Raw genomic sequence first — 25471 nt, forward strand, 5'->3', positions numbered from 1 at the left:
GCATGACCCGTGTGATGGCCTCCCGCACCGTGCCGTGGATCCCCGTCGAGCACCGCCTCGATGTGATCCTCTCCCCGGACCTCCCGCCCGCCGACGGCACGACCTCGGCGTTCGCGTTCGTCACCGACGGCGTCGGCAGGACCCTGCTCACCTGCGTCGACCGGCCCGGACGCGGCTGGGACGTGCCGGGCGGCCACCTGGAGGCCGGTGAGAGCGCCACCGAGGCCGCGGTCCGGGAGCTCCAGGAGGAGACCGGCCTGCTCCTGGAGCCGTCCGCCCTGTCGGTGTTCGCGTGGCAGCGCGTCGAGCTGCTGCGCCCGGCTCCGGCCGGTTACCGCTACGCGCCGCTGACGTACATGGTGATGTTCCGGGCGCGGCTGGCGGCGCCCGGCGCCGCGACCGCGCCGCCGGCGGGGTCGGAGAGCACCGGCGCGGAGTGGCTGCCCCGGGAGCGGATCACGGAGCTGTGCGCCCACCGCACCTGGCTGCCGCTGCTGGAGTGCCTCTAGAGGGTGCGCGCGCGTTCGAGGTCGTCGCTGCGGTAGTGCCGCTCCGGGATGCTCGCCAGGGTGGACGGGTGCACCTGCGGGCCCAGGCCGTACAGCTTCTGGAAGCTCATGATGAGCGGACGCCAGGCGTCGGGGTCGATGTGGTCGTCGGTGCCCTTCATCCGGATGTCCTCGTGCACCCAGACCCGCTGCACCCGCACCTCGAACGCGAGCACCCCGCCGTCGCCGACCGGGTGCGTCTCCTCCACCACGACCTCCATGGCGACCGGGCACTCGCCCACCCTGGGGGCGGCCACCGTCTCCGACGGGACGGCGGTCAGCCCGGCCCGCTGGAACTTGTCCGGCACGAACCGGTAGCCGCGCTGGTACTTGCGCTCGGGCACCGGGTCGCTCCCGGTGGTCAGCGCCAGCCGGTCCACCTGCGGGGCGAGCGCGTCGGACGGCAGGTTGAGCACGCCCTCGCCGGTCCGCAACAGGTTCTGGGACGTCTTCGACCTGGCCCCGAGCCCCAGCATGCCGCGCCAGCCCAGCCAGAAGGCCGACGACATGGGGGCGAGGTTGGGGGTGCCGTCCTCGTTCACGGTGGAGATCAGGACGACGGGAGTGCCGAAGTAGAGGATGTTGGGTTCAATGCGGACGTGCTGATCCACGACAGTGTTCATGCGTCCCACTGTCGCCGCCGGTGCGGGCCGGACGCTGGCGGCCTTCGGACCTGTCGTTGCCGGGCCGGTCAGGAGCGCGGCACGAGCCTGATCGTGGCGGCCCGCGCCTGCCCGCTGACCACCGAGTCCACGATGCTCTCCGGGTAGTGGCGGTACTTGGCCCGGTACGCGGCGTCGATCCGGTCGTTGAGCTCCTGGTCGGCGTCGGCGAACGTGACGCCCTTGTCGACGCCCCCGGCCTGGATCCGGCCGCGTCCGCGCTCCTGGGCGCCGCGGAACCAGGTGCCGTCCCGCCCGTTCACGGCCCGGACGTACAGGTCGTCGCCGAGGCGGACGACCCAGATCGTCACCGGGCGGCGCAGCTCGCCGTCGCCGCGCAGGGACGCGATCTGCAGCTCCTCGGCGGCGGCGATCCGGTCGAGTTCGTCGTTCGTCCAAGCAGTCATGGTGGGGGCCTACCCGGAACCGGTCGACGGGGCCGGCGGTCATCGTCCGTAGTTGGTAAATCCGCCGGTCAGGGGAGGTAGCCGGCGCGCCTGGCCGAGACCACGCTCTCCATGCGGGTGTGGGTGCCGAGCTTGCGCATCGCGCTGCGCAGGTAGCTCTTGACCGTCTCCGGCTTCAGGTCGAGCCGCCGGCCGACCTCGGCGTTGCCGCAGCCGACCGCGACCAGGGAGAGCACGTCGAGCTCCCGGGGGGAGAGCGGGTTGGCCGGGACGGGGCCGCCGTCCGGCGAGGTCAGCCGGTCGCAGACGCCCTGCAGCCGCTCGCGCAGGACCGGGTCGGCGACCTCCTGGGCGATCGAGCGCAGCTCGGCGTGCGCCTCGCGCAGCTGCTCCCATTCGGGGCCGGCGGGCCGTTCGCGGGCCGCGCCGGTGATCGCGGCCGTCTCCAGCGCGGCCACCCGCCGCTCCACCTCCGCGCGTACGGCCAGCTCGACGCCGAGCCGGGCGGCGATCTGGTTCATGCCGTCGAGGACGCGGGTGCCGAGCGGCAGCGGCTCGCGGACGCCGCCGTAGAGCAGCCCGTAGACCGTCTCGCCCACCACGACGGGGACGGCCGCGATCGCCCGCAGGCCCTCCGCCGCCACCGGTCTGTCGTATTCGTGGCTGATGCGGGAGTCGGTGACGTAGTCCTCGACGCTGCCCGGCCGGGCGGTGACCAGGACCCGGCCGCCCAGGCCGCTGCCGGTGTGGATGGCGAGCCCGCGCAGCACGTCCGTGCGGACCCCCGTCACCTCGGTGAGCCGCACGGCGCCGCCCGGGGCCGACACCGCGCCGCCGAACAGGACGGGCAGCCCGACGACGTGCCGCATCCGGGTGAGGGCGGCCCGCAGGAGCACGGCGGCCTGCGGGGCCAGGGCACTCGACGGAAGATGTGTCACCGCCATGTCACCAGCATGGCACGCGGCCGGCGTCCCGCGGCTACCCCTGAACGGGGGTAGCGTGCCGCACCGCCCTGGCGGATGCTTCGGGCATGGGTGACTCACTGCTCTCCTACGCGTCCGGCGTCTCCGCGCTCCCCCTGCTGGGCGAGACGATCGGGGAGAACCTGGAACGCGCCGCGGCCCGGTACGCCGGCCGCGAGGCGCTGGTCGAGATGGCGAGCGGGCGGCGCTGGACGTACGCCGAGTTCGACGCCGCGGTGAACGAGGTGGCGCTCGGCCTGCTGGCCAGGGGCATCGCCAAGGGCGACCGGGTCGGCATCTGGGCGCCCAACTGCGCCGAATGGGTGCTGACGCAGTACGCCACCGCCAAGATCGGCGCGATCCTGGTCAACATCAACCCGGCCTACCGCGCCCACGAGCTGGACTACGTGGTCCGCCAGTCGGGCATGCGGCTGCTGGTCAGCGCCGTCGAGCACAAGACGAGCGACTACCGCGCGATGCTCGCCGAGATCGGCTTCACGCAGGTGGTGTTCATCGGCGAGCCCGGCTGGGACGAGCTGGTCGAGACCGGCCGCCGCGCCGACCCCGCCGCGCTGCGCGTACGGGCGGCGACGCTGTCCTTCGACGACCCGATCAACATCCAGTACACCTCGGGCACGACCGGCTTCCCCAAGGGCGCGACGCTGTCGCACCACAACATCCTCAACAACGGCTACTTCGTCGGCGAGGGCGTCGGCTACACCGAGGACGACCGGGTCTGCCTGCCGGTGCCGCTCTACCACTGCTTCGGCATGGTCATGGGCAACCTGGGCGCGACCTCGCACGGCGCCTGCGTGGTGCTGCCCGCGCCCGGCTTCGACGCCGAGGCCACGCTGCGGGCCGTGGAGGCCGAGCGGTGCACCTCGTTGTACGGCGTGCCGACGATGTTCATCGCCGAGCTGGGCCATCCGCGCTTCGCCGACTTCGACCTGTCGTCGCTGCGCACCGGAATCATGGCGGGCTCGCCGTGCCCGGTCGAGGTGATGAAGCGGGTGATCGGTGAGATGCACATGAGCGAGGTGGCGATCTGCTACGGCATGACCGAGACGTCCCCCGTGTCGACGATGACCCGCCGCGACGACGGGCTGGTACGGCGCACCGAGACGGTCGGCCAGGTGATGCCGCACCTGGAGGTGAAGATCGTGCACCCGGAGACCGGGCTCGCGGTGCCCCGGGGCGAGCCGGGCGAGCTGTGCACCCGCGGCTACTCGGTGATGCTCGGCTACTGGAACGAGCCGGACAAGACGGCCGAGTCGATCGACGAGGCCCGCTGGATGCACACCGGCGACCTGGCCACCATGGACGCCGAGGGCTACGTCAACATCGTCGGCCGGATCAAGGACATGGTCATCCGCGGCGGCGAGAACGTCTATCCGCGCGAGGTCGAGGAGTACCTCTACACGCATCCCGACATCGCCGACGTCCAGGTGATCGGCGTGCCGGACGAGAAGTACGGCGAGGAGCTGATGGCCTGGATCGTCATGCGCCCCGGCACCGAGCCGCTGACCGCCGAGGCGATCAGGGACTTCTGCGCCGGCCGCCTGGCCCACTACAAGGTCCCCCGCTACGTGCACCTGGTCAACGGGTTCCCGATGACGGTCACGGGCAAGATCCGCAAGGTCGAGATGCGCGAGCAGGCCGTCACCCTTCTGGGGCTCCACCCCTGACCTGCTGAACCGGGGGCGGCGGGCGCGCGTATCTCCGCGTGTGCGCTCGAAGCAGACCTCGCTCGCGCCTGGCCCGGCCTGGGACCCCGTGGGAGCATGTGGGGGTCGCGCCCGCCCCGGGCGGCGCGGCCTGGTTCCTGGCCTCCGACGACGTGGCGGGTCGGCTATGAGAGCTTCTGTCCGGACGTACGCCGTGTTCGCGGTCGGCGTGGGCGTCCTGGTGCTGGTCGCGGTGCTGCGCTTCGGCGGCGGCGCCGGCACGGTGGAGGTCTTCGGGCTGCCCACCGCCGGTCCGGTCACCGACTGGGGGCTGCCGCTGGCCCGCCTCGCCCTCGACCTGTGCGCGGTGGCGTGCGTGGGGACGTTGCTGGCGGCGTCCGTGCTGGCCCCGGCCGGCTCGCCGGAGTCGGCGCGGTGCCTGCGCGCGGCGGGCTGGTGGGCGCTGGGGTGGGCGGTCGCCGCCCTGGCCGGTTACGTGTTCACCCTGTCCAGCTTCATCCCGATGCCGGTGCGGTACCTGCTCGCCGAGCCCGGCATGCTCGACTTCGGCACCTCGCTCCCGCAGACGCAGGCGCTCCTGGTGGTGCTGGTCACGACGTTCGCGGTGGCGGTGGCCACGCTCGTGCGCCGCCTGCCCGCCTGGGCGCCGCTGGCCGTGGCGGCGTTCGGGCTGCTGCCGCCCGCCTACGTGGGCCACGCCGCCTCGGCGGCCGACCACGACATCGCCGTGTCCGCGCTGATGGCCCATCTGCTGGGGGTGTCGGTGTGGGTGGGCGGCCTGGCCGCGGTACTGGTGCACTTCCGGCGCTCGGCCGACCTGCGGGTGGTGCTGCCCCGGTTCAGCACGATCGCGCTGTGCTGCTTCGCCGCCGTCGCCCTCTCCGGCGTGGTCAGCGGCTGGGTGCGGCTCGACCGCCTGTCCGACCTGTGGCTGAGCCGGTACGGCCTGCTGCTGCTGGCCAAGGTCGCCGCCCTGGCGGTGCTGGCCTGGTTCGGCCGGCGGCACCGTCTGCGTACCGTGGCCGGCGTGGCCGACCGGGGGGTGCGGGGCACGTTCGTCCGGCTGGCCGCGGGCGAGGTGATCGTGATGGTGGCGGCGACCGGGCTGGCCGTCGGCCTCTCGCGCACCCCGCCGCCGCCCGGCGCGGGCGGCGGGCACGACCATCCCGTCCTGGAGTACGCGCTCGCGCCCTTCTCGCCCGGCGCCCTGCTCAGCGAGGTGCGGTTCGACCCGCTCGTCCTGCTGCTGCTGGCGTTGCCCGCCGCCGGTTACCTGGCCGGCCTGCGCCGGGTGCCCGGCTGGCCGGTCCTGCGCACGCTCTGCTGGCACGCCGGGCTGGCCCTGGCCGCGGTCGCGCTGTTCGGCGGCGTGGGCGGGTACGCGCGGGCGATGTCGTCGGCCCAGGCCGTGCAGCACGTCGTGCTCGCCGTCGTCGCGCCGCTCCTGCTGTGCGCGGGCGCGCCGCTCACCCTGGCCGCGCGGGCCACCGGCCCCGGCTCCCAGTACGGCCCGCTCGGCGACCGCGCCCTCGGTCGCCGTCTCACCCGTCCCGCGCTGGTGACGGCCGCCGTCCCGGTGCTGCTCCTGCTGCTGTACGGCACGCCGTGGCTGCCCTGGTCGCTCGCCGGGTACGCGCCCCACCTGGTCACCATGGCCGTGTCCGCCGGGGCCGGCCTGCTGGTCGCCTGGGCGGTGCTCGACCTCGACCCGCTGCCCAGGCCGTTCCCGTGGGCCGCGCGGGTCCGGCTGCTGGCCGTGGCCGCCGTCGCGTACCTGGGGCTGGGGACGTACCTGCTGGTGGGACCGGCCGTCGCGGCGGAGTGGTTCGCCCTGGCGGCCCCGCCCGGGGTGCCCGACCCGCTGGCCGACCAGCGCGCGGCCGGGGCGGTGTTCCTGCTGGCGCCGCTGGCCGCCTACGCGTTCCCGGCCGTACGCCTGGCCCTGCGACGGCAGGCCGCCCGCGCGCACCGCCCCCGGTCCGTCCTACACTCATCCCCTATGGGCGATCTCCCGGTCTACGACGTTGTCCTGTTGCCGCCGCACGACGTCAACGCCGAGGCCGTGCGCCTGAGCCGGCGTTGCGCGGAGGCCGCCGCGACCGAGTTCGTCCTGCGCGAGGACGGCCTCTACCCGCACATCTCCCTCTACATGGCCAATTTCACCCCCGACCAGCTCGAAAAGGCCGTCGCGCTGCTGCGCGACCTCAGCGGCCGCACCTGCGCGACGCTCCTGGAAGGCGAGTCCTTCGCCGCCAACGAGCACGGCATGGTCGAGCTGTTCTTCCGGAAGACGGACGCGATCACCCGGCTCCAGGAGGACGTCGTCGCCGCGCTCAACCCGTTGCGCACGGGCCTGCGCCACCGCGACCCGGTCGGCCGCGTGCTGGCCGACCACCGGCTCACCGCGCCGCCCACGGCCCGCGCCAACCTCGACCTCTACGGCTACGACGAGATCGGCGACCTGTTCCGCCCGCACATCACCCTCACCCGGCTCCAGCAACGGGACCACCCGCTCGACCTGGGCCTCCTCGCCGCGCCGTCGGCCTTCACCGCCACCTACCAGGCCCTCGCGCTGTGCGTGATGGGCGAGCACGGCACCTGCACCGAGATCGTCGAGACCTTCACCCTCGACACCGCCCCCGTCACCCCGACGGCCTGACCGCCCCGGCCGAGGCCAGCCTGCGGGCCAGCTCCCGGCAGCGTTCCCCCAGCTCCGGCGGGTCGAGCACCTCGAAGTCGTGGCCCAGCGCGACCACGTGCATGAGCACGTAGTCGAGGCTGCCCGCGCCGCTGACCAGCTCGCACCGGTCGCTCCCGCGCTCCCGCACGACGGCCGCCGACGCGGGGACCTGCGCGCGTACCGTGGCTGCCGGGGCGTGCAGGAGGAAACGCGCCTGGTGCGGGTAGGCCCGGCTCGCCACGCCCTCCTGCACGTACGCCGCCGCGTCCGGCGCCGGGCGCGGCCGGAAGCGGAAGGTGCGCGCGGCCACCGACGCCATCCGGTCCACCCGGAAGCTGCGCCAGCCGTCCCGGTCGAGGTCGTAGGCGAGCAGGTACCAGCGCCGGTCGGAGGTCACCAGCCGGTACGGCTCCACCCGCCGCCGCCCCACCCGCCCTCCTGACGGGTAGTCGAAGCCGGCCTCGACCTCGTCCCGGCAGGCCCTGGCCAGCGTCATGAGCACCTCGGGATCGACCGGCACGCGCCCGCCGCCGAACGACTCCACCGCCCCGGACAGCGCGCGCACCTCGTGCCGGAGCCGGGCGGGCAGCACCGTGTCGAGCTTGGCCAGCGCCCGGATCGCGGCGTCGCCGGCGCCCGCGACCGCGCTGTCCGCCCCGGCGAGCAGCGACACGGCGGTGGCGATGGCCTCCTCGTCGTCGAGCAGCAGCGGCGGCAGGTCCTGGCCGGGCCCGAGCCGGTAGCCGCCGCCGATGCCCTGGCCGGCGTGCACCTGGTAGCCGAGCGCGCGCAGCCGTTCCACGTCACGGCGGACCGTGCGCGACGTGACGCCGAGCCGCCCGGCCAGCTCGGGGCCGGTCCAGACCTGACGTTGCTGCAACAGGCCGAGCAGGGTCAGCACCCGCTCGGTCGTGCCCCGCTCCGCGCCGCCCGTCTCGTCCATGCCGCCACCCTGCCAGAAAGCGGACCGATTCTGTCCGCCGGTGAGGTGATCGTGTTTCCATGGACGCACACACACTCGACTGGAACCGCACATTGCGCGAGCAGTGGGAGTTCCACTGGAACCACCAGCTCCGGGCCCGGCTCGACGGCCTGACCGACGAGGAGTACTTCTGGTCGCCGGTGCCGGACGCCTGGAGCGTACGGCCGCGCGGCGCCTCCACGGCGCCCGTCCAGGCCGGCGCGGGCGGCCACACGATCGACTTCGCCTTCCCCCAGCCGGTGCCGCCGCCCTTCACCACGATCGCCTGGCGGCTCGGCCACGTCATCGTCGGCGTGCTGGCCGTCCGCAACGCGGTGCACTTCGGGGCGCCGCCGGCCTCGTACGAGACCTGGGAGTACGCCGGCGGCGCGGCCGCGGCGCTCGACCAGCTCGACACGGAGGCCGAGCGGTGGCTGGCGGGCGTGCGGGGCCTCGGCGAGGCCGGCCTGCGCGCGCCCATGGGCGACGCGGAGCCCTTCCCGGAGGCCCCCATGGCCGACCTGGTCCTGCACGTCCACCGCGAGCTCATCCACCACCTGTCGGAGGTCTGCCTGCTGCGCGACCTGCACCTCCACATGAACCGCCCCTGACCGGAGGCGTCGCTTCCTACGCTCTCCCCATGAGCACCGACATCTACGGCTTCATCGAGGCCCGTCACCCGCTCGCCCACGAGGACTGGTACGAAGGCGACCCCTGGACGGCCGTCTCCATCCCGCTCCACCCGCTCTACGACGACCAGGACCACGAGTCGTTCGCCTGCCTGTTCGGCATCCGCGACCGGCTGGGGTGGCCGCCGGTCGCGGCCGGCCGCGGCCTGCCGGACGACGTGTCGGGACCAGTCCGCGCCGAGTACGAGGACACCGCCCGCCTCGACCCCGCCGTGCACGGGTGCACCTGGGTCTCCTGGGCGGAGCTGCGCGACCTGGACCTGACGGCACGCCCCGCGGCCGGATCCGTTCCCTTGACCCGCCTCGACCTGCTGGGGCCGGAGACCGGGTGGGCGGCCGTCTTCGAGGTGATGCGGGCGCTGGCGCGACGGTTCGGGCCCGACGGCGTGCGCCTGGTCGTCTGGTTCGACTGAGCGCCGGCGTCACCTACGTTCGACAGGGGCCCGTCCCAGCGCAGACGGTGTTCCAGGAGTGGCGCGCCGCGCAGGTCCGCGCGGTCGGCGAGATCGAGCAGGACGGGCCGCGCGCCGTGCATGAGCTCCGCGACGCCGGTCATGCCCTGGATCCCGGTCGCCGGGAACAGGTGAGCCGCGTCCCCGGCCGCAACTCCGCCGCCAGCATGAGACCGGTCGGCCCGGCCCCCACAATGATCACATCGGCATCCATAACCAGCCATTCCTCTCGCAAGCCACCATCCGGCCGCCCACCCAATGCCGCACGCGGCCACGACCCTGGAAGCCACCCAGCCGGTCACACATGAGGGACGACGACCACCTGATCGTCGTCTTCGTAGATGATCCTGCCGGGATCCGCCGATTCGAGGCGTACACACTCCACATCGTGCGCGGCGAGGATCGCCAGGTACCCCGGCACCCGCTCGACGAGCCGGGCGGCCGACGCCTTGAACCAGGCCGCCGCCGTCGGGTTGACGTCGCGGCGGTAGACGTCGGGGTCCACGGTCGTCGGGTCGGTGAAGTTGGCCTCGTACCACGCGTTGTTCTCGCGCCTGAACGCCTCCTCCTCGTCCGACAGAAGACCCTGCTCGGCGAGGCTGTTGACCAGCCCGAACACCCCTGGGTACGTCCCGCGGCCGTTCGGCGCGGGACTCTGGAACCGCACGAACACAGGCGCTCCTCGCTCTCGGTAAAAACGGACGTTGACTGACAGTAAAAACTTGCCTACTGTGAGTGCTCGACATCACAGAACTCATCGAGAAGGTGAAGCTCATGCTCAGACGAGTCGAATCCGACCGGTGGCAGGAAGCGCTCGATGTCAACCCCCTCTACAACGGCCTGGTGCCCGAGGGCGGTGTGCCCCGCTTCAAGATGCCGGCCAGCCCGATGAACCCCAGCGCGGCCCAGGCTCTCATCCGTGACGAGCTCCTTCTCGACGGCAACGCCCGGCTCAACCTTGCCACGTTCTGCACCACCTGGATGGAGCCGCAGGCCCGCGAGCTCATCGCCGAAACCCTCGACCGCAACATCGTCGACCACGACCAGTACCCGCAGACGGCCGACATCGAGGCGCGCTGCGTCAACATGCTCGACCATCTGTGGAACGATCCAAACGGCGTCAGCGTCGGCTGCTCCACGGGCGGCTCCAGCGAGGCGGCCATGCTCGGCGCGCTGGCGATGAAGTTCCAGTGGCGCGCGCGGCGCCGGGCGGCCGGGCTGCCCGTCGACCGGCCCAACCTCGTGATGGGCACCGCCGTCCACACCTGCTGGCCGAAGTTCTGCCAGTACTGGGACGTCGAGCCGCGCTGGATCCCGATCGAGGAGCCGGCCTACACGCTGTCCGCCTCCCGGCTCAGGGAGTTCTGCGACGAGAACACCATCGGCGTCGTCGGCGTGCTCGGCTCCACGCAGTGCGGCAAGTACGACCCGATCGAGCAGATGTCGGCCGAACTCGACCGGCTGGAGGCCGAGCGCGGCCTGAAGATCCCGCTGCACGTCGACGCCGCCGTGGGCGGTTTCATCACCCCGTTCCTGGAGCCCGACCGGGTGTGGGACTTCCGGCTCCCCCGGGTGCAGTCGATCAACACCTCGGGGCACAAGTTCGGCCTGGTGTACCCGGGCGTCGGCTGGATCGTCTGGCAGGAGCCCGACGCGCTGCCCGAAGACCTGGTGCTCTCCTGCGACCTGCTCGGCGGCAACATCGACACCTTCACGCTCAACTTCTCCCGCTCCGGCGCGCCGGTCGTCGCCCAGTACTACAACTTCCTGCGGCTCGGCTTCGAGGGCTACCGCGCCGTCCAGCAGACCTGCCGGGACGTGGCGACCTACCTCGGCGACGAGATCGCCAAGCTGCCCGAGCTCTCGCTCATCGCCGACGGCTCGGAACTGCCGGTGCTCGCCGTCCGGACCGCCCCCGGCTTCGACGGCTTCACCGTCTTCGACCTGGCCGAACGGCTGAAGATGCACGGCTGGCAGGCCCCGACGTACTACCTGCCGCCCAACCTGGAGCACATCGCCGTCATCCGCTTCGTCATCCGCAACGGCTTCAGCCAGGACATCGCGGCCAAGCTGCTGGCGAACCTGCGTACCGAGGTCGAGTACCTGCGTGACAACCGGGTCCCGCGGCCGCGGACGTCCGCCGAGCAGCCGGGCGTGCCGACCGGAAGGTGAGCCGGCGGTCCCACTGAAGGGCGATCCCCAGGTCTGGGGGTCGCCCTTCTCGTCGGTCGCCCGCGAGCCGTCCAGGCCCCGGGAGAAATATGACTGAATGTCCGGATCATGAGGACGTCATGAGTGATCGGTGATCGCGTCTCTGGTCGGCGTACGCGCAGGCCAGCAGGCTTGTACCCATGACGGACGTGGTGCGGTTGGACGCCGTGAGCAAGGTGTACGGCAAGGGCCAGGGCGCGGTGGCGGCCCTGCGTGAGGTGTCGGTGGGCATCCCGCAAGGGTCGTTCACCGCCGTGATGGGCCCCTCGGGGTCGGGCAAGAGCACGTTCCTGCACTGCGCGGCCGGCCTGGACGTGCCGTCGTCCGGCTCGGTGCGGCTCGGCGGCACGGAACTGTCGGGCATGGACGAGACCGGCCTGACCGAGCTGCGCAGGCAGCGGATCGGGTTCGTGTTCCAGGCGTTCAACCTGATCCCGGCGCTGGACGTCGTCGAGAACATCACGCTCCCCCTGCGCCTGGCCAAGGCCCGCGTGGACCGCGACTGGCTGGCGGAGATCCTGCGCCGGGTCGGCCTGGAGGGCCGGACCGGGCACCGGCCCGCGCAGCTCTCGGGCGGCCAGCAGCAGCGGGTGGCCATCGCCAGGGCGCTGGTCACCAGGCCGGAGGTGGTGTTCGGCGACGAGCCGACGGGCGCGCTGGACACGATGACCGCCCGCGACGTGCTGAGGCTGCTGCGCGAGGTGGTGGACGGCCTGGGCCAGACGGTGGTGATGGTGACGCACGACCCGGTGGCCGCCTCGTACGCCGACACCGTGCTGTTCCTGGCCGACGGCCGGATCGTGGACGCGATGACCGCGCCGACCGCCGACAAGGTGGCCGAGCGCATGACCAGGCTGGGAGCGTGGACGCGATGATCACCTTGGCATTGAGGACGTTGCGGCACAGGAAGGCCGCGTTCGCCGGCGCGTTCTTCGCGCTGCTGTGCGCCGCCGCACTGGTGTGCGCGTGCCTGATGTTGCTGGAGACCGGCCTGCGCGGCGGCGTCGCCCCCGAGCGGTACGCCGGCGCCCCCGCGATCGTGGCCGCCGACCAGTACGTGCGCCAGACCGTCGACAAGGGCGACGGCAAGAGCAAGACCAAGGCCAAGCCCTTGACGGAACGCGCCTGGCTGCCCGAGTCGGTCGTGGCGGCGATCCGGGCCGACAAGGTGGTCCCCGAGGTGACGTTCCCCTTCGGTGGCTTCACCGGGCACGGCTGGGAGTCGGCCGCGCTCACCCCGTTCACCATCGCGAAGGGACGCGAGCCTAGGTCGCCGGGCGAGGTCGTCGTCGACGCGCGCGCCGGGCTCGACGTGGGCGCCGAGCTGCGCGGACACCGCGTGGTGGGCGTCACCGCGCAGGCGCTGCCGAGCCAGGACACCGTGTTCTTCAGCACCGCCGAGGCCCGCCGCCTGGCCGGTCACCCCGGAAGGGTCAGCGCGGTCGGCGTGTTCCCCGGTCTGGACCGGGCACCGGAGGGCGCGGTGGTCTACACGGGCGACGAGCGCGGCAGGCTGGAGTTCCTGGACGCCGAGCAGGCGCGGGTCAAGCTGATCAGCATGGGCGGCGCGCTGGCCGGCACGTCGCTGCTGGTCGCGATCCTGGTCGTGATGGGCACGTTCGCGCTGTCCATCCAGCAGCGGCAGCGCGAGCTGGCCCTGCTGCGCGCCGTGGCGGCCACCCCCCGGCAGGTGCGCAAGCTGGTGGGCGGCGAGGCCCTGCTGGTCGCCGGGGCGGCCGGGGTGCTGGGCGCGGCGGCGGGCATCGGGGTCGGGTTCTGGCTGCGCGCCCAGTTCGTCTCGCTCGGGACGGTCCCCGCCAACCTCGGCCTGGTGGTCAGCCCGTTCCCGCCGCTGGCCGCGCTGCTGGCCACGGTCGGCGCCGCCTGGGTCGCGGCCCGCGTGTCGGCCCGCCGGCTGACCAGGATCCGGCCGGTGGAGGCGCTGGGCGAGGCGGTCCTGGACAGCGGCAGGGTGGCCCGGTGGCGGCTGGTGGCCGGGCCGCTGGCCCTGGCCGGCGCGGCGACGCTGACGGTGGTCCTGTCGAACCTGCGCACCGAGGCGGCGGCCACGCCCGTGACGATGCTGACCGCGCTGGTCTGGACGATCGCGCTGACGCTGCTCGGCCCGCTGGTCGCACGGGTGGCCGCGGCGGTGCTGTCGGTCCCGCTGCGGGCCTCCCGGGTGGGCGGCTTCCTGGCCGCGCGCAACCTGCGCGCCAACTCGGGGTCGCTGGCCTCGGTGTTGTCCCCGCTGACCCTGATGATCGCGATGACCTGCACGATCCTCTTCGTCCAGACCACGATGGGCCACGCCGCGCAGGAGCAGGCCGACGCGGGCACCCGCGCCGAGTACGTCGTGACCGGCGTCTCCGCCGCCGAGGCGGCCAGGGTTCCCGGCGTCGAGGCCGTCACCCGGGTGCTGCGCACGACCGTCCGGTCCGGCCTGGACAAGTACGGCGCGCAGGCGGTCACCTACGACGACCGCACGATGGACCTCGGCATCGTCGCCGGCTCGATGAAGGACGTGGCCGTCAGCTCGACCGCCGCCGAGCGGCTGGGCGTCGGGGTGGGCGACCCGCTGAAGCTGACGCTGGGCGACGGCACCCCCGCGACGGTGACGGTCGGCGCGGTGTACACCCGCGGGCTGGGCTTCGGCGACCTGACGTTGCCGTACGACCTGGTGGCGGGCCACGTGGACGAGCCCGCGGCGTCCCTGCTGGTCAAGGCGCCAGGGCTGACCGTGGACGCCCTGGCCGAGGCGCTGCCCGGGGCGTCGGTGCTGGACCGGGCGCGGGCCGCCGAGGTGAGCGCGTCGAACCCGCAGGCCACGTTCGTGGCGCTGGGGCTGATCATCGCCTTCACCGCGATCGCCGTGGTCAACACGCTGGCCATGGCCACCTCGGCCCGCTCGGGTGAGATGCGCGCGCTGCGCCTGGCCGGCACGACGCGGCGGCAGGTGCTGCTCATGCTGCGGCTGGAGACGCTGGGCGCGGTGGCCACCGCCGTCGTGCTCGGCACCGGGGCCGCGCTGGTGACACTGGCCGCGTTCGGGGCGGGGATGACCGGGTCCGCGGTGCCGTACGTGCCGGTGGGGACGTACGCGGCGGTGGTCGGGGCGGCGGCCGTGCTGGCCCTGGCGGCCACCGCCCTGCCCGCCCGGCTCACGATGCGCTCGGCCGCGTGAGCGAACGGTCGGTCCGCCGGGCGCGCGGGGTGCCCAAGAAGCCCGAGGCGGTCAGTCCGTCGGTAGCAGGGTGCCGAGGGGGCCGAGGTCGAGGTTGAGGTCGGCGGGCGTCAGCCCGAACCGGTCGCACAACTCGGCCATGGCCTCCTCCAGCCGCATGAGGGTCAGCCCCACCGCCTCCAATTGCTCCCCGGTCAGGTCGCCGTTGTCCATCCGCCGGACGCACTGGCGCTCCACCAGCTGGCGGATCAGCTCGACCAGCGTCAGCACCAGACGGCTCAGGTCGTGCTGCACCGAGTCGGCGTCCGTCTCCAGCCGCCACTCGCCGGGTCTGGCCACCCGCCCGTCAGTCGGGCTCGTCATGTCGCATCCCTCCTTCGACCGCGTCGCCCTCGCGCACGCTGACCAGCAGGGCCCGCAGCGAGATCCGTACCAGGTCGATGCCGGAGATGGACAGCACGAGATCGCCGGTCACCACCGCCCCGCCCGCCAGCAGGCGGTCCAGCAGATCGACGAGCGCCACCCGCTGGTCGGGCAGGCGGCCCTGGGCGGCGAGCCGGGCTCCTCTCGGCTCAGGAGGCGTCACCGCGGGCCGCCTCACCGTCCTGGTCGAGGGCGGCGAAGGAGTAGGGCGCCCACGGGCCGACGAGCTCCACGGTGACCCCTCGATCGGCGACGTCCTCGATCACCCGCGCGAACTCGGCGGCGCGTGCGTCGTCCACCAGGTAGGCGCCGTTGAGGACCATCTGCTCCCGCCGTCCGGACAGCTGCGGGTCCTGGGCCCGGTGGCATCTGCCGACGACGGCGACGTCCATCAGCGCCTCGTGCACGGCCCGTGCGTGCTCGGCGGCCCGGCGCCAGTCGGCCTCCCGGCTGCGCAGGGCGGCCCGGCGGCGGTTCAGGTAGGCCGCCCCCGGCGTCGCCGTCGCGCCCTGTGGGTCGGCCGCCGGCTCAGTCCCGCCGGGAACGGCGTACGCCTTGACGCCCCACTCCCGCCGGCCGGCCACCCGCGCCAGCACCGCGTCGAACTGTTCGTGCCGCTCGTCGAGCAGCTCCCGGACCTGCGCCTCTCCCGTGTAGACGGTGACCAGCCGCACCGGCGCCGTGGGCCTGAGAGCGGCGACGGCCTCCACCACCCGGTGGTGGGCGCGCGCGGTCTCCTCCAGCCAGGCGAGGTTCTCCATCGAGCGGCGCAGCGCCTCCTCGCCGAACTCCGCCAGCGAGACCGTGCTGAGGAACGCGGCCAGACCCCGGTGCGCCAGACGGTGCACGGGCGCGCCCGCCACCCCCGCCAGGCCGTCGGGCCCCTCGCCCTCGTCGCGGGTGACCGCGTAAAGGTAGACGCCCTGGTCAGTGGCCACGCTCGACCGCCTCAGGCACGTGGCCGGGCGCGTGCCCGGTCGCGGCGCCGCCTTCCACCACCCGGGCGGACACCATCTCCTCAAGGGCCGCGAGACGGCGGCGCAGCTTGCGGTTCTCCTTCGCCAGCTCCTGGGTGCCACCGGTGAGCCACGGGTCGTGCTCCCACCAGTCGATGCCCATCTCGCGGGCCGTGTCGACCGAGGCGATGAGCAGGCGCAGCTTGATCGTCAGCAGCTCGATGTCGAGCAGGTTCACCTGGATGTCGCCGGCGATCACCACGCCCCGATCGAGCACCCGTTCCAGGATGTCGCCGAGGTTGGCCGACTCGCGGCCGCCGGAGGCCGGCTGGTACGACGCCCCGGGCATGTACGGGCTCGACCGCACGTTGGCGCTCACCGCGAGCCCTCGGCGAGGTCGCCGCTGCCGCGCTTGTACCGGCGCACCCGTCGGTAGGACAGGAGGCCGCCCGACATGTCGAGTTCGAGCTCGTACAGGGCCAGGGTGTCACCGGAGGACGGGATCCGGCGGTCCTCCACCATCTCCACGCCGACCAGCCACCCGTCCTCGGCCGGCTCGACCAGCGTGACGCTCTCGGCCTCCTTGCCGGTCAGCTCGGTCATCATCCGCAACCCGACCCCGGCCACCTCGGCGGCCGGCATGTCCGCCGCACGCGTGCGAGGCGGCCCCTCGCCGCCGGTTGCCGCATGCCCTGTCGTCCCCGGCACGCGCTTGTGCTCGGTCTCCTGCCTGGCAGGCACCACGTCACCCCCGTACTCCCCTGGTGCGGCCCCCGCTAGCGCCTCACCAGCCGACCATCCCCCGCAAGATCTCCTCCACCGCCCGGTCCTCCTCCTCCGCGGAGATCCGGCCGTCGGCCCTGGCCTGCTCCACCGCCTCCAGGCGGCGCCGGACCACGGCCGGGTCGTGCAGCTCGCGCTCGACCTGGTCGCGCATGAGCTCGCCGAGCTTGACGACCGCGTAGAGCGGCATGAGTGGCCAGCCAAAAAGCAACGTCCCCAGTCCCAAGGATGTTCACTCCTCCCAGGTGCCCGCGTCGTGCCGGCGCGGTCAGCTCGTGCCGACGAAGCCGTACGGTCAGCTCGTGCTGACCAAGCCGTACGGTCAGCTCGTGCCGACGAAGTCGTACGGCGCCATCGGGCCCAGCAGCCGCAGCTCGACGCGTCCCGACCAGCGGCGGGCCAGCTCGTCCACGGCCTGTTCGAACTCGGCCCGCCGGTCGTCCGCCACCAGCGCGGCCACGTGCGCGGCGTCCCGTTCGTGGGAGGGCTCGCGCACGGCCAGCTGTTCGCAGACGTCGGAGAGCTCGTCCACCACCGTCGCGGTGTCGGCCTCGCGCTTGTCCGCGATCGTGCCCTCGATGATCTCGCCGAGCCGCATGCGCTCGTTGCGCGTCGCGTCCTCCGAGCGGCCGGCGATCTGCTGCCGAAGGCTCGCGGCCTCGCCGTTCTCGCGCAGGATCTCGGTCAGGATCGCGCGCTCGTCGTACCGGCCGTTGACGACGTACTGCGTCCGGCCCTCCACCTGCTGAAGGGCGTCGGCGAACTGGTCGTGGTACGGCTTCAGCAGCTCCTCCACCACGGCCTCGGAGTTCGTCAGCACCGCCCCGAACCGGAACGGCAGCACCGGCACCTCCGCCGCGGTCTGGTCGAGCAGCCGCTGGTGCGCCTGAAGGTCGCGCGGGCGGCCGAGCGGGCGGTCCGGCTCGACGTCGCTCACCAGAGCGGCGACCTGGCCGAACGGCACCAGCCGCACGTCCCCGCCGGGATCCCCCACCCCCTTGGTCCCGGGCTCCACCTCGACGTCCATCGGTACGATCCCGTACACGTAGGACGCGTAGCCGTTCATGCTCGCCTGCGACGTGTCCTCGGACCCGGCGGCCTCCGCGGCCTCTCTGTGTGGCGACATCTCAGTCATCCTCTCTACGACGTGCCCGGCGCGGCTCTTCCTCGCGGTCCACGACCTCACCCGTGAGCTCCTGCAACTCGTCGGGCTCGTCGGAGGCGGCCTCCAGCTCCCCGGCGTCAGGCTGGCTCGCCTGGCCGACGGCCCTGGCCGCCGTCACGCCCTCGACCACCTCCGGCAGACCCTTCTCGGTGGCCGACAGGTCGAGGCGGTTGGCCGCCTCCGCGAAGCGCAGGTACGTGTCCACGCTGGCCACGACGATCCGGGTGTCGATCGTCAGCACCTCGATGCCGACGAGCGAGACCCGGACGAAGGCGTCGATGACGAGGCCCTTGTCGAGGATGGTGTCGATGACGTCCGCCAGACTTGTCCCCGCGGTGCCGCTGCTGGCCGGTGTACCGCGACCGGCAGGCTGAACGGTCATGTCGTTCCCCCTGGTTCTGGGTGGCCGGGCCCTCGGCGACAGGCCCTGACGAGTGGCTACTCGGCTCGGATCCGGCGCCGGCGTACCGGGCGGTCGTGCTCGGCGGACCGGCGGGTGGGCGCTCCGGCGCGACGCCGCGCCACGGCCGGAGCCGCGGGACGCTCCTCGGGCTCCTCTTCCTCCTCCTCTTCTCCTTCTTCTTCCTCCTCGGGCTCCTCGAACTCTCCCTCTTCCTCCTCGAACTCCCCTTCTTCTTCCTCGGGCTCCTCCTCTTCTTCCTCGGGCTCCTCCTCTTCTTCCTCTTCCTCCTCCTCGGGCTCCTCTTCGTACTCCTCCTCGGGCTCTTCGGCTTCCGCCCGCTCGCCCTCCTCGGGCTCTTCGGCTTCCGCCCGCTCGCCCTCCTCGGGCTCTTCCGCTTCCGCCCGCTCGCCCTCCTCGGGCTGCTGCTCCTCGGCTTCCTGCTGCTCCCGCTCCTCCTGGACGGCGGTCTCGTGATCCTTGACGACCTGACTGTCGCGGATCTCGCCGCGCCAGCCCTCCAGCTCGTCGGGCTTCAGCAGCAGGTGCGCCATCACGTGCCGTCTGAAGTGCTTGAGCTCCAGGCGTACGCGCCGGCCCTGGGCGCGCCACAGGTTGCCGGTGCGCTCGAACAGGCCCTGCGGGTGGTACTCCAGCACGACCAGGACCCGGGTCAGGTCGGGCGAGACCTCATGGAAGGTCACCGCTCCGTCGACATACCCCTTCGCTCCTTCGGACCGCCAGATGATCCGCTGGTCGGGGATCTGCTCGATGATGTGCGCCTTCCAGGTCCGGTGCGACCAGAAGACCTGGGCCTTCCAGGACAGCTCCTCGTCGGACTCCTGGTTGATGGTCTCGACCTTCTTCATGAAGGTCGGGAAGTCCTGAAACTGGGTCCACTGGTCGTACACCAGGCGCCGGGGCGCACCGATGTCGATCGACTCGACGATATTGGTGATCTTCGCGTGTCCGGCTTTCCCGCCGCCACGGCCGGTGATCTTCTGCCAGATGCCCTTGAGTCCTCCCTTGAGGCCCCCCTTGATGCCTCCCTTCAGACCTCCCGTGAGGCCGCCTTTCAGGGCTCCGCTCATGAAGCCGGGCTTGTCCGAGCCCGTGACCGCGCTCATCAAGCCCTTTCCGCCGTGTTCGACGTAATCGGTGAGCCGGCCGGTCAGTCCTTCGAGCTTGTCCCCGGCGGAGGACAACACGCGCGTGCCCGCCGCCTGCAGGAGCCCCTGCGCGGACTGCACGAGCCGGTCCATCGGCAGGTTGTCGGCGATGCCCTGGCCGGCCTCCCCGGCCTTCCCCGCGACGTCCCCTGCCTTTCCGGTGACGTCCCCTGCCTTTCCGGTGACGTCCCCTGCCTTTCCGGTGACGTCTCCGGCCTTACCGGTGACGTCCCCGGCCTTACCGGTCACGTCCCCGGCCTTACCGGTCACGTCCCCGGCCTTACCCGTGACGTCCTCGACCGTGCCCGTCGCGGCCTGACCGGCTCGACGGGCCGTTCCGGCGGCCTTGCCCAGGGCTTCCCTGCCGCTTCCGGTCGCCGTCCTCTTCGCTGCATCAGCCACCGCACTCACCTCCGTGACTGGCCGACCCGCCGGACAGGACGTGTCCGCCGCTGCCCTCTGTGACCCTCATGACCCTCTTGACCCTCGGGCCTGCGTCTGGCCTGCTCCGGCGCCTCGGGTTCCTCTTCGTCGTCGTCCTCCTGGTAGCGATCGCTTTCGTCGTAGTCCTCCTCGCCGTAGTCGGCTTCCTCGTCCCTGGGCGCCTGCCGCTTCGTGGGCTGCGGCTCGGCTTCTTCTTCCTGCGCGGTCCCGGACTTCTCCCCACGCTCCTGGAGCTTGTGGGTCAGGGAGTCGATCTGCTTGGTGGCCGCGGAGATCACCGCCGCCTTGCCGACTTCCATGAGTTCGCCGCGAAGGCGGCCGGTCATCCGCTGAATCTCAGGATTGGAGCCGAGGGTCTTGACGCCTTGCGCCAGCAGGCCACCAGCCGCACCCTGGCCGCAGCTGGCGCGTCCCGCCAGCCCGGCCGCCGCCAGTGCCGCGGCCGTGCGCAACTTGTGGCGCCTGCCGAGGTAGTACCCGGCGAGTACGGCAAAGGCCATCTGCAATCTGCTCGACATGGTCAGCTCTCCTTCCGCTCGCTCACCATCTCGACCCGCACTGGAGTCACAGTGCGCGGTCCCAGTGCGCGCGGACAGACCCCGAACACGCCGACGCCTGCTCGCCGCGGCTTGACCTACCCGGAAAACCGACAAAGCACCCAATTGGCGAAAAACGGGACAGGGAGTTGGTGTGCGGGCGCGAATCCAAGCCGACCCATCAGGGCGTGTTTAGCCTCGCCTGCCCCCGGGCTCTGGCGAGCGGAAGCGTCAGGACCTGGGCCCGACCTGCCCAAGGATCCGCCAACTCCCGAACCGGACTGCTTGCGCCGAGCGTCATACGGGCCAGACGGCAACCGTCTGAGCGTGATCTCGGAGGCGACCATGAACGACCTGCCATCTTCCGTGTTCATCCGTCCGGCCCCATCCCGGTCCGCGGCACGCGGCAAGGGCGTCCTTCCGCCGTCCGCGCTCTTCCGGGGATCGCCGCTCGCCCCTCGGAGGCGTTTCGGCCACGTCTTCGTCGTCATCGCGGTCGCCCTCTCGCTCGGGACGGGCGTGTTCGTCGGATTCACGGTCAGCCGTGGGCTGCAGGAGGAAGCCCAGGGGCGCGGGCCGGCGGGCGTCGTGAGGGCGGCCGTCCCGCAGGCGGCCCCGTCCGCGCCTCCTCGGCCACTGGCCGCCCAACCGCCCCACCCGGTCACGCGGCCGAAGACCGCGGCGAAACACACAGCGAAGCACACGGCGAGGAAGCCGCAGCACGCGAAGAGGCGGAGGCACCACCACTCGCCGTGCGCCAGGTTCGAGGGGTTGCGGGCGCGCGTGTGCCACACGATCTTCCGCTGACTCTTGAGCTTGTCAAGAGTTGCCGATATAAAAAGATCGTGCACGAAGAGACCGCTGAGGACACGTTCTTCCGGGAGCTCGGAGGCGCCTGCGCCGAGCTCCGGCAGGCGTTCGCCCGGCACGTGGGCATGAGCCCCCACCGGGTCCAACTGCTCATCCGCCTCCGGCGCGACGGCGAGACCAGCCACAGCGAGCTGCGCCGGACGCTCGGCATCGACGGCGCGAGCGTCACCCGGCTGGTCAAGGAGTTCGAGGCCGAAGGGCTGGTCAGCCGCCGCCTGGACCCGGCGGACAACCGCTACACGCTGTCCGCGCTCACCCCCGCCGGCGAACGATGCGCGGCCGATCTCGACCGCTCGCACCAGGCGTACCAGGAGCGGCTCCTCGACGGCGTCCCGCCGCACCAGCGGGACCTCGTCCTGGACGCCCTGCGCCGCGTCCGCGCGAACATGACCGAACAGGAGAGCCGATGACCGAGGACGCACGGGCCGCGGCCCACCGCATGTACGCCGCCTTCAACGCCCGCGACCACGCCGCCACGACGGAGATCTTCGCGGCGGACTTCCACAGCCACCCCTTGGGCACGACCGGCCCCGACAGCGTCTCCCAGGCGTGGCGGCGGTTCCACGAGGCGTTCCCCGAGGTCCAGGTGGTCGTCGAGGACCTGATCGTCGAGGGCGACACGGTCGCCGTCCGCACGAGCGTGCACGGCATTCCCGACCGGGAGCCACCGACCATGCTGGAGATGTTGCGGGTGCGCGACGGACGGATCGCCGAACTGTGGGGCCTGTCCTCGCTGCGACGCGACTCCTGAGCCCGGCCTTCCCCGCAACGCAGAAGAGGCCCCGAAGGGCCTCTGACCTGCTGTTGGAACCGGCGGCCGGCGCAAGGTCCCGAGCTCGCGCGGGCTTGGCCGACAGTTTCACAGTCCCGCCAGATGAGCGCTCTGACCTGTGGCTTCTTCCTGAGGGCGGTTCCGGCGGGTTGGCCCGCCCTCTCGTCGGAAGCCGGGGGTCACAGGCTGCGGGCGGTGATGTCGCCGTTGGAGGTGGTGGCGTGGATGTCGAGCTCGACGGTGCCGTCGTTCTTGAGTGCGTTGGTGATGCGGCCGTGGCTCGTGCCGGCGTCCAGGGCCGCCGAGACGCCGTTGGCGGCGGTGATCGAGATGTCGCCGGACTGGGTGCGGAGCACGACCTTGCCGCCCGCGGCCTCGGCGATCCGAATGTCCCCGCGTGCGGTGCTGATCTCCGCGGGCCCGCCCAGCCGGCCGACCTCGACGTCGCCGTCCACCGCGGTGAGGCGAAGGCTCGCGGCCTCCTCGATCTCGATCCGGCTGTACGCGCCTTCGAAGGCGACGTCGCCGAGGCGTCCGGTGGTCCGCAGCTCGGCGCTGGCCGCCTTGGCCTCGACGCGGGAGCCGGCCGGCAGCTGGACCGTCACCTCGATCGACCCGGACGGGCCGAGGATCTGGCTCTTCGCCGCGGTCGCGATCCGCAGGACGCCGTCGGCGTAGTCGACCGTGGTCTGCTCCGCCGCCTGCACGTCGCGGCTCTTCGAGGCGTTGGCGGGCCGGACCTCGACCGTGGTGTCGCTCCGGTCGTCCGCCACGAACTGCACGCGTCCGGCGGGGATGTCGAGGACGACGCGGACGGGGGCGGGGGTGGTGAACTGCATGATGCTCTCCTGCGAGTGATGGTCTCCGACGCCCGCCCCTGGAGGGACGGGCGCTTGGCCCGCTTCGCGGCCCTGGGGCCGCGTCGCTGAACCGTTCATGGGTCAACCATCGCGGGCCGCTCTGATACCGCGCCGTCACCGCCCTGACATGGCCGCTGACATCCGGCAGGACGCGGCCGGCCCCCGCCGCCCTGCGGCCTCAGCCCATCGTCGCGAGGGTGTCGCGCAGCCGCCGCAGGTCGCGCATGCGGGCCTCGTACGTCGCCCCGACCACCACGAGCAGCAAGCCGCCCACGGCGATCGGCACCCAGCGCGGCACCGCGAGGAACAGCTCCGACACGTACGGGGCCAGTTCCCGCACCACGACCCCGGCGACCACGACCGCGCCGATCGACGTGGGCGCCTGGAGCTTGGACCGGACCCCGGCGAGCAGCACCGCCAGCGCCAGCACGCCGAGCGCCAACGACCGCCGCCATTCGGCGTCCGAGTACACCGCCACCAGGCTGGGCAGCATCGTGAAGGAGAGACCCGCCCCGTAGGCGGCCCACGACGTGACCGCCGCGCTGCGCCGCCGCCACCAGCCGGATCCCAGCAGCACCAGCGAGCACGGCACGGTGTACGCCTCGACGACGGTGACCTCGTCCGCCCCCAGCCGCAGCCACGACGCCAGCAGCAGCAGGACGGCGCCGGCGTACCTGAGGCCGGTCCCGCCGCTCCGGCCGGCCGGGCCCGTCCACAGCGACATGAGCAGCACCAGCACCCCCGCCACGGCGAACCCCATGCTCCCCGCGACCAGCAGGCGCATGCCCAGCGAGAGCCCCGCCGCCACCGCCTCCACGCCGAGGAACAGGGCGGCGAAGCCGGCTCCCCAGAGCCGGAGCTCCTTCAGCCTGGCCGACAGCGCCATCGCGGCGGCCGCCGCCGCCAGGATCGGCAGCACGATCAGCGTCGCGGGCTCGCTGCCGAACGCGTACGCCGCCGCCCGGACCGAGACGGGAGCGGCGACGAGCGCGCAGGCCACCGCCCACCAGGGCGTCCGGCCACGGGTGGCGGCCACCGCGAGTGCGACGGCCGACGCCGCCTGCGCCGCCGTCGCGACCGGGTAGGGCATCCCGAAGGCTTGGGGGGCGACCGCGATCGCGAGCGCCCCGGCCACCAACGCCCCGGCCGCCGCCACCTTGACCAACCACCCACCGCGGCCGCGCCCGGCCCCCGCCAGGAGGGCGGCCGCCGGTATGGCCAGGATCACCACGTCCACCGGCGACGCCGTCTCGAACGGCGGCCACTCCCGCCCTTTCCAGGCGCCCGTCCAGAGGACGTCCAGCCAGGCGAACGGCGCCGCCAGGGTGACCACGAGCCGGGGCAGCGCTGTCAGCGTGGTCACCAGCGCCACCAGCCCGCCGGTGCCCATGACCGCCGCCCGTAGCCGCCGCCAGGGCAACCGGCAGGCGGCGAGCACCACCCCGAGCGCCGGGACGAGGTAGGCCAGGGGACGCCAGTCCATGCCCGGACCGTCCAGCATCGGTTGCGCCAGCGCCGCCGGCACGGCGATCAGCGTGAGCGCGGTCCCGACGGCGACCGCGGAGCCCCAGATCTCCCTCTCGGCGTCGCCCCGCCTGACCAGCAGCCAGGTCACCCACCCGCCGAGCAGCACCAAGGCGACCAGCGGCACCGACCTGACCAGCGCCTGACCGACGGAAGGCGATCCCAGCGCGTACGGCACGCCGCTCAGCAGGGCGAGGACCGCGACCCCGCTGCCGGTCGAGGCGGCCGTCACCCGCACCGCTCCCCGGCCGCGGCGGACCAGGGCGACGTCCAGCGCCGCCGTCGCCACCAGCGCGGCCACCAGCCAGGTCACCGACCAGTCTCCGACCAGCAGCGCCAGGACCGGCTGCGCCAGCACCACGGCGACGGGACCAGGCCCGCGAAGCCGGGTGATCCGGGCATAGGCCACCAGGATCAGCGCGGTGAGCCCGAACACGCCCGCCGTGTACTGCAACACGTCGAGGGAGTCCACCCCGAGGAGTCCCACCCGCCTGGCCGCGTAGCCGTCGAGCAGCAGCAACGCGACCGCGAACCCGGCCATGGTCTCTGCCGTCGCGGTGAGCCTGCGCCGGATCAGCACGACCGGCGCCAGCATCACCAGCGCGGTGAACGCGGCCAGCACGGCCGCGCGCCCGCCTATGCCCAGCCGGCCCCAGCTCACCACGGTGAACACCGCCGCCGCCACCGTCAGCAGCAGACCACCGAGGATGAGCAGGACATTCTTCGCGGTACCCGCGGAAACCTCCGGCCTCGCCGCGCCAGGGCCCGCATCCCCGGATCCGGCCGCCACCCCCGGATCCGGCGGCAACGCGCTCGCCTCTGGGGGACCCGCCGCACCCGCGCTCGCCGCTTCGGCACGTAAGGCGCCGAGCAGTTCCGTACGGCGGGCCTGCAGCCCGGCGAGCTGGTCCCCCAAGCTGGCGAGAGCCTGATCCACCTGCCAGAGCTCATGCGCGACAGGGCCCTGCAGAGGCAGCGCACACCCCGGGCATCTGGAAACCGGCTCCTGAAGCCCGGCCCCGGACAACATCACCCCGCAGTCCGGACACTTCACATTTCCCTGCACCGACACTCCGTTTGAGCCCGACGAGATGACCCATATTGCACCGTGACGTCCTTGCGAATCAC

At 72.7% G+C, this 25471-nt stretch carries 28 protein-coding genes; 10 read left to right on the forward strand and 18 right to left on the reverse strand.

All coding sequences use genetic code 11. The annotated features are described in order from the left end of the window. Positions 1-2: 2 nt before the first annotated feature. Complete coding sequence (locus tag AB0C33_RS19840) at positions 3-509, forward strand: NUDIX hydrolase (RefSeq protein WP_358289812.1); 507 nt, start codon at positions 3-5, stop codon at positions 507-509. On the opposite strand, the gene AB0C33_RS19845 is transcribed toward AB0C33_RS19840, so the two are convergent. The 3 genes from AB0C33_RS19845 to AB0C33_RS19855 all read right to left on the reverse strand — a co-directional run bounded on the left by AB0C33_RS19845 (position 506) and on the right by AB0C33_RS19855 (position 2561). After that, on the reverse strand, positions 506-1171 hold the full coding sequence (locus tag AB0C33_RS19845) for a flavin reductase family protein (protein WP_358289815.1): 666 nt from the start codon (positions 1169-1171) through the stop codon (positions 506-508). The two genes, AB0C33_RS19840 and AB0C33_RS19845, sit on opposite strands and share 4 nt — an antisense overlap. Positions 1172-1239: 68 nt before the next feature. Next, positions 1240-1617: a DUF2255 family protein gene (locus tag AB0C33_RS19850; protein WP_358289818.1), complete on the reverse strand. Its 378-nt coding sequence runs from the start codon at positions 1615-1617 to the stop codon at positions 1240-1242. A gap of 68 nt (positions 1618-1685) precedes the next feature. After that, positions 1686-2561, reverse strand: coding sequence for a LuxR C-terminal-related transcriptional regulator (locus AB0C33_RS19855; protein WP_358289821.1), 876 nt, complete (start codon positions 2559-2561; stop codon positions 1686-1688). Between the two features lie 86 nt (positions 2562-2647). Here AB0C33_RS19855 and AB0C33_RS19860 point away from each other — a divergent pair, with 86 nt between their 5' ends. Then, positions 2648-4264 (forward strand): AMP-binding protein, encoded by a 1617-nt coding sequence (locus tag AB0C33_RS19860; protein ID WP_358289824.1) that lies wholly within the window; start codon positions 2648-2650, stop codon positions 4262-4264. A gap of 166 nt (positions 4265-4430) precedes the next feature. Beyond that, positions 4431-6923: a cytochrome c oxidase assembly protein gene (locus AB0C33_RS19865; RefSeq protein WP_358289826.1), complete on the forward strand. Its 2493-nt coding sequence runs from the start codon at positions 4431-4433 to the stop codon at positions 6921-6923. On the opposite strand, the gene AB0C33_RS19870 is transcribed toward AB0C33_RS19865, so the two are convergent. Then, the gene (locus AB0C33_RS19870; RefSeq protein ID WP_358289829.1) at positions 6907-7887 is read right to left on the reverse strand and encodes a YafY family protein; all 981 of its coding nucleotides are present in this window, start codon (positions 7885-7887) and stop codon (positions 6907-6909) included. The two genes, AB0C33_RS19865 and AB0C33_RS19870, sit on opposite strands and share 17 nt — an antisense overlap. A 59-nt stretch (positions 7888-7946) precedes the next feature. On the opposite strand from AB0C33_RS19870, the gene AB0C33_RS19875 reads away from it, so the two are divergent. Continuing rightward, positions 7947-8516, forward strand: a complete 570-nt coding sequence (locus AB0C33_RS19875) for a DinB family protein (RefSeq protein WP_358289832.1) — start codon at positions 7947-7949, stop codon at positions 8514-8516. A gap of 29 nt (positions 8517-8545) precedes the next feature. Continuing rightward, entirely contained in the window at positions 8546-9007 is a 462-nt protein-coding gene (locus tag AB0C33_RS19880) for a hypothetical protein (protein WP_358289835.1), read from the forward strand. Between the two features lie 139 nt (positions 9008-9146). On the opposite strand, the gene AB0C33_RS19885 is transcribed toward AB0C33_RS19880, so the two are convergent. After that, complete coding sequence (locus tag AB0C33_RS19885; protein ID WP_358289838.1) at positions 9147-9260, reverse strand: FAD-dependent monooxygenase; 114 nt, start codon at positions 9258-9260, stop codon at positions 9147-9149. Between the two features lie 84 nt (positions 9261-9344). Beyond that, positions 9345-9713 (reverse strand): hypothetical protein, encoded by a 369-nt coding sequence (locus AB0C33_RS19890; RefSeq protein WP_358289841.1) that lies wholly within the window; start codon positions 9711-9713, stop codon positions 9345-9347. Between the two features lie 107 nt (positions 9714-9820). Between AB0C33_RS19890 and AB0C33_RS19895 the strand changes: the two genes are divergently transcribed. The 3 genes from AB0C33_RS19895 (at position 9821) to AB0C33_RS19905 (ending at position 14441) form a co-directional block, all read left to right on the forward strand. Further along, positions 9821-11218, forward strand: coding sequence for a glutamate decarboxylase (locus tag AB0C33_RS19895; protein WP_358289844.1), 1398 nt, complete (start codon positions 9821-9823; stop codon positions 11216-11218). Between the two features lie 179 nt (positions 11219-11397). Continuing rightward, positions 11398-12132: an ABC transporter ATP-binding protein gene (locus tag AB0C33_RS19900; protein WP_352320949.1), complete on the forward strand. Its 735-nt coding sequence runs from the start codon at positions 11398-11400 to the stop codon at positions 12130-12132. Continuing rightward, the gene (locus AB0C33_RS19905) at positions 12129-14441 is read left to right on the forward strand and encodes an ABC transporter permease (RefSeq protein WP_358290751.1); all 2313 of its coding nucleotides are present in this window, start codon (positions 12129-12131) and stop codon (positions 14439-14441) included. Before AB0C33_RS19900 ends, AB0C33_RS19905 begins: the two co-directional genes overlap by 4 nt. Positions 14442-14492: 51 nt before the next feature. Here the strand turns inward: AB0C33_RS19905 and AB0C33_RS19910 are convergent, their stop codons facing one another. The 10 genes from AB0C33_RS19910 to AB0C33_RS19955 all read right to left on the reverse strand — a co-directional run bounded on the left by AB0C33_RS19910 (position 14493) and on the right by AB0C33_RS19955 (position 20299). Beyond that, on the reverse strand, positions 14493-14804 hold the full coding sequence (locus tag AB0C33_RS19910) for a gas vesicle protein K (protein ID WP_358289847.1): 312 nt from the start codon (positions 14802-14804) through the stop codon (positions 14493-14495). After that, positions 14788-15027, reverse strand: coding sequence for a gas vesicle protein (locus tag AB0C33_RS19915; RefSeq protein ID WP_358289850.1), 240 nt, complete (start codon positions 15025-15027; stop codon positions 14788-14790). The genes AB0C33_RS19910 and AB0C33_RS19915 overlap by 17 nt, the downstream gene beginning before the upstream one ends. After that, a complete protein-coding gene (locus tag AB0C33_RS19920) occupies positions 15014-15802 on the reverse strand; it encodes a GvpL/GvpF family gas vesicle protein (RefSeq protein WP_358289853.1) in 789 nt (262 codons plus the stop codon). Before AB0C33_RS19920 ends, AB0C33_RS19915 begins: the two co-directional genes overlap by 14 nt. Further along, entirely contained in the window at positions 15792-16169 is a 378-nt protein-coding gene (gene gvpJ / locus AB0C33_RS19925; RefSeq protein ID WP_358290755.1) for a gas vesicle protein GvpJ, read from the reverse strand. The genes AB0C33_RS19920 and gvpJ (AB0C33_RS19925) overlap by 11 nt, the downstream gene beginning before the upstream one ends. 26 nt (positions 16170-16195) lie before the next feature. After that, positions 16196-16561, reverse strand: coding sequence for a gas vesicle protein GvpO (gene gvpO / locus AB0C33_RS19930; RefSeq protein WP_358289856.1), 366 nt, complete (start codon positions 16559-16561; stop codon positions 16196-16198). Between the two features lie 43 nt (positions 16562-16604). After that, positions 16605-16793, reverse strand: a complete 189-nt coding sequence (locus AB0C33_RS19935; protein ID WP_352355805.1) for a gas vesicle protein GvpG — start codon at positions 16791-16793, stop codon at positions 16605-16607. Between the two features lie 132 nt (positions 16794-16925). Continuing rightward, complete coding sequence (locus tag AB0C33_RS19940; protein ID WP_358289859.1) at positions 16926-17729, reverse strand: GvpL/GvpF family gas vesicle protein; 804 nt, start codon at positions 17727-17729, stop codon at positions 16926-16928. Between the two features lies 1 nt (position 17730). Next, complete coding sequence (gene gvpJ / locus AB0C33_RS19945) at positions 17731-18150, reverse strand: gas vesicle protein GvpJ (RefSeq protein WP_358289862.1); 420 nt, start codon at positions 18148-18150, stop codon at positions 17731-17733. A gap of 56 nt (positions 18151-18206) precedes the next feature. Next, entirely contained in the window at positions 18207-19739 is a 1533-nt protein-coding gene (locus AB0C33_RS19950; RefSeq protein ID WP_358289865.1) for an SRPBCC family protein, read from the reverse strand. 5 nt (positions 19740-19744) lie between these two features. Beyond that, entirely contained in the window at positions 19745-20299 is a 555-nt protein-coding gene (locus AB0C33_RS19955) for a hypothetical protein (protein WP_358289868.1), read from the reverse strand. A gap of 863 nt (positions 20300-21162) precedes the next feature. Here AB0C33_RS19955 and AB0C33_RS19960 point away from each other — a divergent pair. Next, positions 21163-21597, forward strand: a complete 435-nt coding sequence (locus tag AB0C33_RS19960) for a MarR family winged helix-turn-helix transcriptional regulator (protein ID WP_358289872.1) — start codon at positions 21163-21165, stop codon at positions 21595-21597. Beyond that, positions 21594-21938 carry a nuclear transport factor 2 family protein gene (locus tag AB0C33_RS19965; protein WP_358289875.1) on the forward strand — a complete coding sequence of 115 codons (345 nt, stop codon included), beginning with the start codon at positions 21594-21596 and terminating at the stop codon, positions 21936-21938. The genes AB0C33_RS19960 and AB0C33_RS19965 overlap by 4 nt, the downstream gene beginning before the upstream one ends. A 200-nt stretch (positions 21939-22138) precedes the next feature. On the opposite strand, the gene AB0C33_RS19970 is transcribed toward AB0C33_RS19965, so the two are convergent. Further along, positions 22139-22801, reverse strand: a complete 663-nt coding sequence (locus AB0C33_RS19970) for a DUF4097 family beta strand repeat-containing protein (RefSeq protein WP_358290757.1) — start codon at positions 22799-22801, stop codon at positions 22139-22141. 196 nt (positions 22802-22997) lie between these two features. Beyond that, entirely contained in the window at positions 22998-25280 is a 2283-nt protein-coding gene (locus tag AB0C33_RS19975; RefSeq protein WP_358289878.1) for a hypothetical protein, read from the reverse strand. Positions 25281-25471: the final 191 nt, after the last annotated feature.

This window comes from Nonomuraea sp. NPDC048881, assembly GCF_040649795.1.
Lineage (GTDB): Bacteria > Actinomycetota > Actinomycetes > Streptosporangiales > Streptosporangiaceae > Nonomuraea.